Here is a 12451-nt window from a genome sequence, read left to right as displayed (position 1 = left end):
CTAGAGTGTGGCGCCTGTGCCCCGGGGTTGCCCACTGCCGCGGAGCGCGTTTTTCGCCAGAGGAGCAACCCCATGCAACTGGTCTGTCCGGCGGGCAGCCTGCCCGCCTTGAAGTCGGCCCTGCGACAGGGCGCCGATGCCATCTACGTCGGTTTCCGCGACGACACCAATGCCCGCCATTTCGCCGGCCTCAACCTTGACGAACGCCAGTTGCAGGAAGGCCTGCGGCGAGTCCACGAGGCCGGGCGGCAGCTCTACGTAGCGGTCAACACCTATTCCAGCGCTCAGGGCTGGGAGCGCTGGCAGCGCGCGGTGGACCAGGCCGCCGACCTCGGCGTCGATGCGTTGATCGCCGCCGACGTGGCGGTGCTCGGCTATGCCGCGAAGCGTCATCCGCGGCTCAACCTGCATCTGTCGGTGCAGGGCTCGGCAACCAATGCCGCGGCCCTGGCCCTCTATCACGAACGCTACGGCATCCGTCGCGCGGTCCTGCCCCGCGTGCTATCGCTGGCGCAGGTACGCCAGGTGGCGGCCGGCAGTCCGGTGCCGGTGGAGGTGTTCGCCTTCGGCAGCCTGTGCATCATGGCCGAGGGCCGCTGCCACCTGTCCTCCTACGTCACCGGCGAGTCGCCGAACCTCTGCGGCGTCTGTTCGCCGGCCAGGGCGGTGCGCTGGAGCGAGGAGCCGGAGGGATTGACCTCGCGCCTCAACGAAGTACTCATCGACCGCTACGCCGCCGGCGAGGCGGCCGGCTACCCGACCCTCTGCAAGGGCCGTTTCCTGGTCAATGGCCAGCGCTTCCATGCGCTGGAGGAACCGACCAGCCTGAACACCCTGGACCTGGTCCCGCAACTGGCGGAAATCGGCGTGGCGGCGGTGAAGATCGAAGGCCGCCAGCGCAGCCCGGCCTACGTCGAGCAGGTCACCCGGGTCTGGCGCCAGGCGCTGGACAGCTACGCCAGCGCGCCGGGCGCCTATAGCGTGCAGCCGCAATGGCAGCGCGCGCTGGCCGGACTTTCCGAAGGGCACCAGACCACCCTGGGCGCCTATCACCGTTCCTGGCAGTGAGGACCGCCGCGATGAAACTGAGCCTGGGACCGCTGCTGTTCTACTGGGACAAGCGGCAGATATTCGATTTCTACGCCGAGATGGCCGGCCAGCCGCTCGACGTCATCTACCTCGGCGAGACCGTCTGCGCCAAGCGCCGGGCGCTGTCCCTGAACGATTGGCAGGCGCTGGCCCGCGAGCTGGCGCAGGCGACCCGTGCCGAGCTGGTGCTCTCCGGGCTGGCGCTGATCGAGGCCGCTTCGGAGCTGTCCAGCCTGCGCCGGCTATGCGAGAACGGCGAACTCCGGGTCGAGGCCAACGACATGGCCGCCGTCTATTACCTCAGCCAGCGCGGCGTGCCCTTTGTCGGCGGTCCGGCGCTGAACCTCTACAACGGTCATGCCCTGGCCGAACTGTATTCCTGGGGCATGCGCCGCTGGATTCCGCCGGTGGAAGTCTCCGGCAAGCTGCTGCGCGGGGTGCTCGACCAGGCTGCGCAGCTGGGCCTGGAGCAATTGCAGACCGAGGTCTTCGCCTACGGTCACCTGCCGCTGGCCTACTCGGCGCGCTGCTTCACCGCGCGGGCGGAGAACCGGCCCAAGGACGACTGCCAGTTCTGCTGCCAGCAGTATCCCGAAGGTATCCCGCTGCTCAGCCAGGAGGGCGAGGCGCTGTTCACCCTCAACGGCATCCAGACCATGTCCGGCAAGGTCAGCAACCTGCTGGCCGACTACCGCTCGCTGGAACATAGCGGCGCCGACCTGCTACGCCTGAGCCCTCGGGCGCAGGGCATGGCCGAGGTGATCGCGGCCTTCGACCGGGTACGCAAGGGCGCCGCTCCGCCACTCGCGGTGGAAGGCTGCAACGGCTACTGGCACGGCCGGCCGGGGATGCTGCGGGCAGAGGAGGCGGGGCTATGCTGAACCGCCAACGCCTGCTCCTCGGCGTCGCCGGACGCCTGTTGCCGCTGGCGGCGAAGGTTCCGCGCGGGCTCCAGCACCTGGTCCTGCAACGGGTCGCCAACCGGCTGTTCGCCCAGCCGCTGGAGGAGGGCGCCTTCGACCTGCTGGAAGGTCGCTGGCTGCGCCTGGAAGTCAGGGACCTCGGCGTCGGCTGGTGCGTCACCCGGGTGCCCGGCGGCCTGCGCCTGGTCGAACGGCCACGGGCCAGCGTGACCATCCGTGGCGACTGGCGCGACTTCCTGCTGCTGGCCAGCCGGCATGAGGACCCGGATACCCTGTTCTTCCGCCGCCGCCTGGTGATCGAGGGTGACACCGAGCTGGGCCTGGCGGTCAAGAACCTCCTCGACAGCCTCGACCCGGAGCACCTGCCGCCCTGGTTGTGGAACGCCGTGGAACGGGCCGGGCGGGCCGTGCAGGAGGAGCGCGGCGAGGCGCCCCAGGCGGTCCAGGGTGCGCGGGGCGGCTGAGGTCGGTGGAAAGGGGCGTATAGCGACGCCAATGTCGCTGGGCGCGCCCCTCCGATTGGGTGTATTCCCTGAAGCCTGAAATTCACTGAGGCTCTTTTCAGCAAGGCAACGCCCGGAATACCCGTACCGGGCGTTCCCCCTGACCAAAACGGATAGCCTGTCTGTCCCCGTAACGCCCCTGTCAACTTGCCCCGGTAAACCGGACCTTCGTGAAGCCTGCGGAGAACTCCGGTATGAGTGGGATGGACCTCAAGCGCCGCCGCGTCGTGCAAGGCCTGGGCGCTGGACTGCTGTTGCCGGCGCTGGGCGCGCCGGCGGTGATCGCCTCGCCCAAGGCGCGGCCGAAGCTGACCGATGGCGTGCAATCCGGCGACGTGCAGGGCGACCGCGCGCTGGTCTGGAGCCGCACCGACCGCCCGGCGCGGATGATCGTCGAATGGGACACCCGTAGCGTCTTCAGCGAGCCGCGCCGGCTGGTCTCGCCGGTCACCGACGAGCGCCTCGACTACACCGCGCGTATCGACCTGCGTGGCCTGCCAGCCGACCAGTCGATCTTCTACCGGGTGCGCTTCGAGGATGCCCGCGACGGCAGCCTGAGCAAGCCCTGGTTCGGCCACCTGCGCAGTGCGCCGAGCGAGGCGCGCAATATCCGTTTCGTCTGGAGCGGCGACACCTGCGGGCAAGGTTTCGGGATCAATCCGGATATCGGCGGCATGCGTATCTACGAAGCCATGCGCCGGCGCCAGCCGGATTTCTTCCTGCACAGCGGCGATACCATCTATGCCGATGGGCCGATCCCCGAACGCATCGAGACCGAGAGCGGGCGCATCTGGCGCAACCGGGTGACCGAGGCCAAGAGCAAGGTCGCCGAGACCCTCGACGAGTTCCGCGGCAACTACCGCTACAACCTGCTCGACGACAACCTGCGCCGCTTCAACGCCGAGGTGCCGCAGATCTGGCAATGGGACGACCACGAGACCACCAACAACTGGTCCTCCAGCAAGCAGCTCGACGAGCGCTACCAGGTGAAGGACATCGACGTGCTGGCGGCCCGCGCGCGCCAGGCGTTCCTCGAATACGCGCCGCTGCGCTTCCAGCGCCAGGGGCGCGACGGGCGGATCTACCGCAAGGTCGCCTACGGCCCTTTGCTCGACGTGTTCGTCCTCGACATGCGCAGCTACCGCGGCGGCAACAGCGCCAACCTGCAGGCGCGGCGCAGCGCCGCCACCGATTTCCTCGGCCGTGAACAGTTGCAATGGCTCAAGCGTGAGTTGCGCGGTTCGCGCGCGCAGTGGAAGGTGATCGCCGCCGACATGCCGATCGGCCTCTGCGTGCCCGATGGTAAGGACGCCCAGGGTCGCGACCGCTGGGAGGCCATCGCCAACGGCAACGACGGTGCCGCCATCGGCCGCGAGCTGGAGATCGCCGACCTGCTGCGCTTCGTCCAGCGCGCCGGGGTGCGCAACACCGTCTGGCTGACCGCCGACGTGCATTACTGCGCAGCCCACCACTACAGCCCGGAGCGCGCCGCGTTCAAGGACTTCGCGCCGTTCTGGGAGTTCGTCGCCGGGCCTCTCAATGCCGGTAGTTTCGGACCCAACGCGCTGGATGGCACGTTCGGCCCGCAGGTGATGTTCCAGAAGGCCCCGCTGGTCCAGAACAGCTCCCCTTTCGCCGGCTACCAGTTCTTCGGCGAGGTGGAGATCGATGCGCAAAGCCGCGCGCTCACCGTCACCCTGCGCGACCTCGACGGCGAGCCGGTGTTTTCCCAGGAACTGCAGCCCGACGGCGCTTGAGCCGCGGCGACCCCATTCCGATAAAGGAGTATCCCGATGCACCCCTTGCGTAACGCCGCCCTGCTGGGCGGCCTGGCCCTGCTGGGCCTGCCGGTGGCCAACGCCGCCGAGCTGATCATCTCCGAGTATGTCGAAGGCAGCGGCAACAACAAGGCGCTGGAGTTCTACAACAGCGGCAGCCAGGTCCTCGACCTCTCCGCCTACCGCGTCGAGTTCTATTTCAACGGCGCCAGCGCGGCGGGCCGCAGCATCGACCTGAGCGGCAGCCTGGCGCCGGGCAAGACCTTCGTCCTCGCCAACGGCGTGGCCGACCCGGCGTTGCTGGCGCTGGCCAGCCAGCGGGTGGAAGGCAGCTGGTTCAATGGCAACGACGCGGTGCTGCTGCGCCGGCGCAGCGGCGAGATCCTCGACAGCCTCGGCCAGGTCGGCTTCAACCCCGGCACGACCTGGGGCAGCGGCGATGTGCAGACCCTCGACCGGAGCCTGGTGCGCAAGGCCGACATCCGCGACGGCGACAGCGATCCCAGCGACGCCTTCGACCCGGCGGCGCAATGGCTGGGCTACCCGCGCGACACCTTCGCCAACCTCGGCCAGCATGGCGCTGGTGAGCCCGGCGGCGGCGAGGAGGCCGGCCTGCGACCGATCCACGAGGTGCAGGGCGCCGGCGCTGAAAGTCCGCTGGTGAACCAGCGGGTCGCCATCGAGGGCGTGGTGGTCGGCGACTTCCAGAACGCCAGCGAGCTGAAGGGCTTCTACGTGCAGCAGGAAGATGCCACGGTGGACGGCGACCCGGCGACCTCCGAAGGCATCTTCGTCTACGACGGCGGCAACGGCAGCGACGTCAAGCTCGGCGACCGCGTCCGGGTGACCGGCCAGGTCCGCGAGTTCAACGGCCTCACCGAACTGGTCGGGCCGCTGCAGGTCAGCGTCCTGGCGAGCGGCGTGGCCTTGCCGACGCCGGCCGGCATCAGCCTGCCGCTGGCCAGCGCCGATGCGCTGGAGCGCTACGAAGGCATGCGCGTGCAGCTCCGCCAGACGCTGACCGTCAACGAGGTCTACAACCTCGGCCGCTACGGCGAGGTCCTGCTGTCCTCCGGCGGCCGCCAGATGACTCCGACCAACGTGGTGGCTCCCGGCGAACAGGCCAAGGCCATGCAGGCGCGCAACGACCTCGACCGGATTCTCCTCGACGACGGCCGCAGCGGGCAGAACCCCGACCCGATCCGCTACCCGGCGCCGGAACTGAGCGCCTACAACAGCCTGCGCGTCGGCGATCGCACCAGCGCCATCGACGGCGTGCTCGACTACTCGGCCGGCAGCTACCGTATCCAGCCGTTGCAGACGCCGACCTTCGAGGCGGCCAATCCGCGTCCGGCCCAGCCGGCGGTGGAAGGGCGCCTGCGGGTGGCCAGCTTCAACGTGCTCAACTACTTCAACGGCGATGGCAAGGGCGGCGGTTTCCCCACCTCGCGCGGAGCCAACACGGCCGAGGAGTTCCAGCGGCAGAAAGCGAAGATCGTCGCGGCGATCCTCGCCTCGAAGGCGGACATCGTCGGCCTGATGGAGATCGAGAACGACGGCTACGGCGAGTTCAGCGCCATCGCCGACCTGGTCAACGGCCTCAACGCCAGCCTGCCCCAGGGCCAGCGCTATGCCTTCGTCAACCCGAACCGGGCGAAGCTGGGCAGCGACGAAATTGCCGTGGGGCTGATCTATCGCGGCGACAAGGTCCGCACCTATCGATCCGCGGCGGTGCTCGACAGTTCGGTGAACCCGGAGTTCGACGATACCCGTAACCGTCCGACCCTGGCCCAGACCTTCCAGGAGATCAATGGCGGCGAACGCCTGACCATCGCGGTGAACCACCTGAAGTCGAAGGGCTCGGCCTGCGACGGCGACCCGGACACCGGCGACGGCCAGGGCAACTGCAACCTGACCCGGGCGCGCGCCGCCCAGGCCCTGGTGGACTGGCTGGCGGGCGATCCGACGGGCGCCAAGGAACCTGACCGCCTGATCATCGGCGACCTCAATTCCTATGCCAAGGAAGACCCGGTGAACGTCATCCGCGGCGCCGGCTACACCGACCTGGTGGCGCGTCAGGCGGGCGCAGGAAAGGGCTACTCCTACGTGTTCTCCGGGCAGTCCGGCTACCTCGACCACGCCCTCGCCAACGCCAGCCTGGCGCGCCAGGTACGCGGCGCGGTGGAGTGGCACATCAACGCCGACGAGCCCCGGGTGCTGGACTACAACGTCGAGTTCAAGACCCCTCGGCAGCAGGACAGCCTGTACAACGCCGAGCCGTACCGGGCCTCCGACCACGACCCGGTGGTGATCGGTATCGACCTGCGCCGGGTGGCGATGAAGAAGCACCGCAGGTAGGCAGCGGATAGCGCCCGTGGCGTTGGTCGCCATGCAGAAAGGCCACCCGAGGGTGGCCTTTCTGCATGGCACATGGGCCTGGTAGGGCGAATAACCGCTTGCGGTTATCCGCCGTTGTGGTGGGATCTCGGCGGATAACACCGGTGGCGTTATTCGCCCCACGGAACGGAGCCCCCTTCAGGGTGGCCTTCCAGTGTGGCACGTGGGCCTGTAGGGCGAATAACCGCTTGCGGTTATCCGCCGTTGCGGCGGGATACCGGCGGATAACGCCGGTGGCGTATTCGCCCCACGGAACGGAGGCCCCTCCAGGTTCGTACGTCGTCAGCCGCGCAGCGGCGGCAGGTAGCCCAGTTCCATCAGCTTGATGTCCGCTTCGCCGACGCGCTCGAAATGTTCGCGACGGGTTTCGTCCATCGGTTCGCGGCCGTTCAGCAGCAGGGTGCCACGGCCGGGAATGTCGACCAGCTCCGTAGCCGCCGGGAAGTCCGTGGCCCTTAGCGGATGCGGGCAGAAGCCGATCCAGCCGATGCTGCGGCGGTCCGGGAAGGTCCGCTGGTGTACGAAGTACGCATGCGGAGCGAGCATGCCCCAGGTCGCTTCGGGCCAGATTTCCAGCGCCGCGAGGAAGATCGCGACGAAGGAGGAAGCCGGTGCGTCGAACACCTGCAGCAGGCTGCCGGCATCTTCCAACTGGAGCCTGGACGAGACGGCCCTGCCGCTGGCCTCGTAGTCCAGCGACAACCCGCCCTTGAGCGGATCCTCCTCGCCGTTCCATAGCACCAGTTCCACCGCCCGGGTGCGCCGGTCACGCGACAGGGCCTTGGCGAGATCCTGGCGGTGCTCGGTGACGTTGTGGCTGAGGGCGTCGCGCAGGGAGTCGCCGCACAGGTACCAGTTCTCCAGCACCGGATGGAGGGGCGCGAGGGCATCGAGGAAGCGCTCTATCCGTTGCAGGTGCTGGTCGTCGTCCAGTTCGAGGAGCCGTGCCGGATCGAAGTACAGCTCGAATATGTAGCGCCTGAAAGCCTTGGCGTCCGTCATGCGCAATACCCCGGGTTCTCTTCGCAAAACCTTTTCATCTCTTCCTGTTCCTTCGCGCGGGTTTCCTGGTAGTCGTCGTGCTCGTCCGTTCCCGGCATCGGATTCCAGAATGCCTTCAGGTTGGCCAGTCCCATGCGCAGGTACTCTGCGGCGCAGTACTCGTAGACGATCCGCTGCAGGAAGTGCCATTCGACGAACACCGGCGGGGTCGGTCGGGCCTTGTCGCTGTGGACCTCGGCCTTCTGCAGCAGGTCCGACTTCACCTTGGCCCGCGCCCAGGGCCTGGGCACGCCGAGCAGCGGGACGAACAGGAAGGCGTAGTTGGCCTTCGCCTCCAGCAGGGTGCAGCGCGGCTCGTCGAAGCCGTCCCACCAGGTGCCGCTCCAGAACCATTCGTGGGGAAACGGGAAATTGGTCACCCACTGCTGGTAGCGCGCGGACAGGTCCGACATGCTGTGGCCCTTGCCGTTATTGGCGATGGCCATTTCGCCCCGGGACGGCGGGCACTCCACGCAGTCCTTGTCGCGGCCCTGGCTCTTGCTGCAATCGCGCTCGGCTTCCCGGGTCCGGTCGCGGCTCAGCGTGCCGGTCTCGGTCCTGGGCAGGGTCTGCGGCACCGGCATCGGACGCGGTACCGGCCTGGGCAGCGCGCCGGGGGCCGGTCGCGGCAGCGGGCGCGGCGCCGGCATCGGCAAGTGCGGCCGGGGCGGCGCGGGTAGTTCGAAGGGCAGCCGCGGACCCATGCGGGGCAGCGGTCGGAAAAGCGCGCCTATGCCGCTCATGCCGGTCTCCCCGAGGTTTCGTACGCGCGCCATTTCTGGCTGGCCAGGCGAAACTCGACGATCCGTTCGTAGTCCTGGAAGCGTTGTTCCGGGCTGTCAGCCAGCGGCCGGCGCATGTGCGCGAGAAACGCCGGCGTGTCCTGGAAGCCGGGGAAGGCCAGGCCGTGCAGGAGAAAGCGTTCGATCGTCCCGGGCTCTTCGATACCCAGTTCCAGCGCCGTCGCGCGCAGCTCGCCGAGTTGCCGGATGGCGGGCAGCAGGCCGCGTCGTTCGAGCCAGGCGGGAGCCTCCCGGCGTACCTCCAGCAGGACCCGCTCGATGACTTCGTCGTCGCGGACCCGTTGCAGGCGATCCAGTTGGCCGGCATCCAGTTCAAGCATCGGCGGTCCGCTCCGTTTCCCGGTCATAGACGAGATAGCCGCCCTGCAGGGGCTGCCAGACCTGCCAACGCTCCAGCGGCGCCATCACTTGCGTCCATTGCCGCGCGGTCATGACCTGCTCCAGCGCCCGGCGCACTTCCGGGCTGTAGTAGCGCAACAGCGCCCGGCGGCCGTCGGGCATGCGGGTGAAGAGCAGCCCGGCGAAGTGTTTCGCGAGGTTTTCGAAGGACGCCCGGCTCCACAGCCAGGAGGTCATGGGCGAGCGGCGGTCCCAGTCGCGCAGCCAGCCGAGGAATTCGCCCGATGACGAAAGCGAGGCGCTGTCCATGAATTCGATCAGGACCGGCCCGGCATGGGCGATTTCGTCCAGCTCGCTCCCGGCCAGCAGCCAGCGCGAGCGGATTTCCCCCGCGGCCTTTTCCAGGCGGGTGTCCAGGGTCAGGTAGCGGGCGCCGTCCGCCAGGGCGAACAGACGGCTGTCCGGCGTAGGCGCCGCGAGCGCCGGCTGGAGCCGGCTCACGGTGCGCCGCCGAGGCTTTCCAGGGGCACCAGGGCCTGGTTGCGGCGTGCCGCCAGCAGCAGGCATTGCAGGCACAGCTTCGGTGGGGCGAGGGCGAGAGCGGGTGCGCCGCCGCCGCTGTTGCCGATCAGCACCGTGCCCGCGCCGCCGACCACCAGGTTGCCGTGGGTGCCGACGCTACCTACCACGGTGGCGGGCTTGCCGTTGATCAGTACGTTGGCGATGACGTTGGCGCTGAGGGTGGCGCCGCAGGCGGTGGCGTCGCCCTGGCGGGCGGCGGACCGATGGTCGAAGAAGACGTCGGGCGAGCCGCCGACGATCGGGTTGCTGCCGTGGCCCGGCAGCGGACACGCGGTCGGATCGCCCAGGCGCGCAGCGGGTTTGCCGCTCATGCTCAAGTCCCTATGAGATAAACCCTGGCACTCTGCCGTGCCACTCGGGGGCGGACAACCTATCTGAACTGCTCAGGAGGCACCTTCGGAAACGGCTTGGGCAACCGCGTCCTTGCCTGGTTGCGCTTGAAGGGATTTCCTACCTGGAAGTCTCGTCACCCGCCTGCGAAAGGCGCAGGCGTACGGAGCGATGGCGCGATGGGGAGGGGAGCCTGGGAGGAGGGAAGGAGGCGTTTCGCGCAGCGTCGCGTTCGCTTTGCCTGCGCAGGGGCTGTCCGCCGATACCGCGCTGGAGCGACGGATAGCCGCGATAGGGTTATCCGCCCTGCGCCGAGACCGCCGGGGGAGGAGACAGGGAGGCTGTTCCTGGCTCCTCCCGTGCGATCAGTGATGCTCGCGCGTCGCGCGGAAGCGGATGTCCGGCCAGCGTTCTTCCATCAGGCTGAGGTTGACGCGGGTCGGCGCCAGGTAGGTGAGGTGCCCGCCGCCGTCCACGGAGAGGTTCTCGAAGGCCTTGTCCTTGAACTCCTTGAGCTTCTTCTCGTCGTCGCACTCGATCCAGCGTGCCGACCAGACGTTGATCGCCTCGTAGGCGCACTCGACCTTGTATTCCTCCTTCAGGCGGCTGGCGACCACGTCGAACTGCAGCACGCCCACCGCACCGAGGATGATGTCGTTGTTGCGCTCGGGGAAGAACACCTGGGTCGCACCTTCCTCGGCCAGTTCCTGCAGGCCCTGGCGCAACTGCTTGGACTTCAGCGGGTCTTTCAGGCGCACGCGGCGGAACAGTTCCGGGGCGAAGTGCGGGATGCCGGTGAAACCGAAGTTCTCGCCTTCGCTGAAGGTGTCGCCGATCTGGATGGTGCCGTGGTTGTGCAGGCCGATGATGTCGCCGGCATAGGCCTCTTCCAGTTGCTCGCGCTCGGAGGAGAAGAAGGTCAGCGCGTCGGCGATCTTCACGTCCTTGCCCAGGCGCACGTGGCGCATCTTCATGCCTTTCTCGTACTTGCCCGAGCAGATGCGCATGAAGGCGATGCGGTCGCGGTGCTTGGGATCCATGTTCGCCTGGATCTTGAACACGAAGCCGGAGAACTTCTCCTCGGTCGGCTCCACGCTGCGTTCGTGGGTGGCGCGCGACAGCGGCTGCGGCGCCCAGTCGACGATGCAGTCGAGGACCTGGTCGACGCCGAAGTTGCCCAGCGCGGTGCCGAAGAACACCGGGGTCATCTCGCCCTTGAGGAAGGCGTCCTTGTCGAATTCGTGGCAGGCGCCCTGCACCAGCTCCAGCTCTTCGACGAAATTGTCGTAGAGATCGCCGAGGTGGGCACGGGCTTCGTCGGAGTCGAGCTTTTCGATGACCTTGGTCTCGATGCGCTCGTGGCCGTGGCCCGGGACGTAGACGATGATCCTGTCGTCGGCCAGGTGGTAGACGCCCTTGAAGTCCTTGTAGCAGCCGATCGGCCAGGTGATCGGCGCGGCCTTGATCTTCAGCACCGCCTCGATCTCGTCGAGCAGCTCGATGGGGTCGCGGATGTCGCGGTCGAGCTTGTTGATGAAGCTGACGATGGGCGTGTCACGCAGCCGGCAGACTTCCATCAGGGCGATGGTCCGCGGTTCGACGCCCTTGCCGCCGTCGAGCACCATCAGCGCCGAGTCCACCGCGGTCAGGGTGCGGTAGGTGTCTTCGGAGAAGTCTTCGTGGCCGGGGGTGTCGAGCAGGTTGATCATGTGCTCGCGGTAGGGGAACTGCATCACCGAGGTGGTGATGGAGATGCCGCGCTGCTTTTCCATCTCCATCCAGTCGGACGTGGCGTGGCGGTCGGACTTGCGCGACTTCACGGTACCGGCGACGGCGATCGCCTTGCCCATCAGCAGGAGCTTCTCGGTGATGGTGGTCTTACCGGCGTCGGGGTGGGAAATGATCGCGAAGGTACGGCGCTTCGCGACTTCGGCGGCCTGAGTGGTCATGGATGCGTGCCTGCTGGAATCCGTTGGCGTGGGCGCGGGACGGCCCGGAAAAACGCGGGATTATAGCGGTAAAACGCGGCGCGTCGGGATGCCTGTCATCCGGCGATCGATGGAATTGCCGGTGGACAGCGAACTTGTCGCAGTCGTGCCGTTCCAAGCAGCCAGCGGCGGCCACCGCCGGATAGACTGCTTTCATTTCACCCGATCGAAGGAAATCACCATGAACGGAGTATCCAGACTGCTCTCCCTGGCGTTGCTGGGCGCGGCGCTGCACTGGGCGCCGGCGCAGGCCGAGGAGCAGCCGCGGCTGTTCGAACTGCTCGGCCAGCCCGGCTACAAGGCCACCTGGCATGCCATGTTCAAGGGCGAGAGCGACGTGCCGAAATGGGTTTCCGACGCCAGCGGCCCGAGTTCCCCGTCCACCAGCCTGAGCCTGGAGGGCCAGCCCTACGTCCTGGCCAACAGTTGCAAACCCCACGATTGCGGCAACAACCGCCTGCTGGTGGCGTTCCGTGGCGACAAGAGTGCCGCCTACGGGCTGCAGGTGAGCCTGCCGGACGAGCCCGCCGAAGTCATGCAGACGCCGAGCAAGTACGCCACCTATCGCTGGTACGGCGAACCCTCCAGGCAGGTCCGCGAGCTGCTGATGAAACAGTTGGAGAGCGATCCGAACTGGAAGTGACGCCGGGCCTGAGGGGGACCAGGCCCGGCGGCGGG

General features: G+C 67.8%; 12 protein-coding genes. 6 read left to right on the top strand and 6 right to left on the bottom strand.

Annotation, left to right across the window (positions count from 1 at the left end; translation table 11 throughout):
* The first annotated feature begins 72 nt into the window (after positions 1 to 72).
* The 5 genes from FOC67_RS20760 (at position 73) to FOC67_RS20740 (ending at position 6651) form a co-directional block, all read left to right on the top strand.
* Positions 73 to 1068, top strand: a complete 996-nt coding sequence (locus tag FOC67_RS20760; protein WP_003093020.1) for a peptidase U32 family protein — start codon at positions 73 to 75, stop codon at positions 1066 to 1068.
* A gap of 11 nt (positions 1069 to 1079) precedes the next feature.
* A complete protein-coding gene (locus tag FOC67_RS20755; protein WP_003110916.1) occupies positions 1080 to 1970 on the top strand; it encodes a U32 family peptidase in 891 nt (296 codons plus the stop codon).
* Positions 1964 to 2476, top strand: a complete 513-nt coding sequence (locus FOC67_RS20750; protein WP_009313406.1) for a phosphatidic acid-binding protein — start codon at positions 1964 to 1966, stop codon at positions 2474 to 2476. Before FOC67_RS20755 ends, FOC67_RS20750 begins: the two co-directional genes overlap by 7 nt.
* A gap of 233 nt (positions 2477 to 2709) precedes the next feature.
* Entirely contained in the window at positions 2710 to 4272 is a 1563-nt protein-coding gene (locus FOC67_RS20745; protein ID WP_009313407.1) for an alkaline phosphatase, read from the top strand.
* 36 nt (positions 4273 to 4308) lie between these two features.
* Positions 4309 to 6651, top strand: coding sequence for an ExeM/NucH family extracellular endonuclease (locus FOC67_RS20740; RefSeq protein ID WP_009313408.1), 2343 nt, complete (start codon positions 4309 to 4311; stop codon positions 6649 to 6651).
* Between the two features lie 321 nt (positions 6652 to 6972).
* On the opposite strand, the gene tsiT is transcribed toward FOC67_RS20740, so the two are convergent.
* From tsiT to FOC67_RS20710, 6 genes are all read right to left on the bottom strand, one after another.
* A complete protein-coding gene (gene tsiT, locus FOC67_RS20735) occupies positions 6973 to 7692 on the bottom strand; it encodes a type VI secretion system immunity protein TsiT (protein WP_009313409.1) in 720 nt (239 codons plus the stop codon).
* Positions 7689 to 8474 (bottom strand): type VI secretion system effector protein TseT, encoded by a 786-nt coding sequence (gene tseT, locus FOC67_RS20730; protein ID WP_003104240.1) that lies wholly within the window; start codon positions 8472 to 8474, stop codon positions 7689 to 7691. The genes tsiT and tseT overlap by 4 nt, the downstream gene beginning before the upstream one ends.
* Positions 8471 to 8854, bottom strand: a complete 384-nt coding sequence (locus FOC67_RS20725; protein WP_003132626.1) for a hypothetical protein — start codon at positions 8852 to 8854, stop codon at positions 8471 to 8473. Before FOC67_RS20725 ends, tseT begins: the two co-directional genes overlap by 4 nt.
* Positions 8847 to 9374, bottom strand: a complete 528-nt coding sequence (locus tag FOC67_RS20720; protein WP_003093008.1) for a DUF4123 domain-containing protein — start codon at positions 9372 to 9374, stop codon at positions 8847 to 8849. Before FOC67_RS20720 ends, FOC67_RS20725 begins: the two co-directional genes overlap by 8 nt.
* Positions 9371 to 9766, bottom strand: a complete 396-nt coding sequence (locus FOC67_RS20715; protein WP_003093006.1) for a PAAR domain-containing protein — start codon at positions 9764 to 9766, stop codon at positions 9371 to 9373. Before FOC67_RS20715 ends, FOC67_RS20720 begins: the two co-directional genes overlap by 4 nt.
* A 384-nt stretch (positions 9767 to 10150) precedes the next feature.
* Positions 10151 to 11734 carry a peptide chain release factor 3 gene (locus FOC67_RS20710; protein ID WP_003093004.1) on the bottom strand — a complete coding sequence of 528 codons (1584 nt, stop codon included), beginning with the start codon at positions 11732 to 11734 and terminating at the stop codon, positions 10151 to 10153.
* Positions 11735 to 11954: 220 nt separating this feature from the next.
* Between FOC67_RS20710 and ivy the strand changes: the two genes are divergently transcribed.
* Complete coding sequence (ivy, locus tag FOC67_RS20705) at positions 11955 to 12416, top strand: lysozyme inhibitor Ivy (protein ID WP_003093002.1); 462 nt, start codon at positions 11955 to 11957, stop codon at positions 12414 to 12416.
* Positions 12417 to 12451: the final 35 nt, after the last annotated feature.

This window comes from Pseudomonas sp. FDAARGOS_761 (assembly GCF_013343155.1).
In the GTDB taxonomy this organism is placed as follows: domain Bacteria; phylum Pseudomonadota; class Gammaproteobacteria; order Pseudomonadales; family Pseudomonadaceae; genus Pseudomonas; species Pseudomonas aeruginosa.
The sequence above is the reverse complement of the archived record's forward strand: the minus strand, read 5'-3'. Positions and strand labels throughout refer to the sequence as shown.

Excerpts from the sequence above, each read along its gene's own strand:
- FOC67_RS20760 (WP_003093020.1), top strand. The coding sequence starts at position 73 with ATGCAACTGGTCTGTCCGGCGGGCAGCCTGCCCGCCTTGAAGTCGGCC.
- FOC67_RS20755 (WP_003110916.1), top strand. The coding sequence starts at position 1,080 with ATGAAACTGAGCCTGGGACCGCTGCTGTTCTACTGGGACAAGCGGCAG.
- FOC67_RS20750 (WP_009313406.1), top strand. The coding sequence starts at position 1,964 with ATGCTGAACCGCCAACGCCTGCTCCTCGGCGTCGCCGGACGCCTGTTG.
- FOC67_RS20745 (WP_009313407.1), top strand. The coding sequence starts at position 2,710 with ATGAGTGGGATGGACCTCAAGCGCCGCCGCGTCGTGCAAGGCCTGGGC.
- FOC67_RS20740 (WP_009313408.1), top strand. The coding sequence starts at position 4,309 with ATGCACCCCTTGCGTAACGCCGCCCTGCTGGGCGGCCTGGCCCTGCTG.
- tsiT (WP_009313409.1), bottom strand. The coding sequence starts at position 7,692 with ATGACGGACGCCAAGGCTTTCAGGCGCTACATATTCGAGCTGTACTTC.
- tseT (WP_003104240.1), bottom strand. The coding sequence starts at position 8,474 with ATGAGCGGCATAGGCGCGCTTTTCCGACCGCTGCCCCGCATGGGTCCG.
- FOC67_RS20725 (WP_003132626.1), bottom strand. The coding sequence starts at position 8,854 with ATGCTTGAACTGGATGCCGGCCAACTGGATCGCCTGCAACGGGTCCGC.
- FOC67_RS20715 (WP_003093006.1), bottom strand. The coding sequence starts at position 9,766 with ATGAGCGGCAAACCCGCTGCGCGCCTGGGCGATCCGACCGCGTGTCCG.
- FOC67_RS20710 (WP_003093004.1), bottom strand. The coding sequence starts at position 11,734 with ATGACCACTCAGGCCGCCGAAGTCGCGAAGCGCCGTACCTTCGCGATC.
- ivy (WP_003093002.1), top strand. The coding sequence starts at position 11,955 with ATGAACGGAGTATCCAGACTGCTCTCCCTGGCGTTGCTGGGCGCGGCG.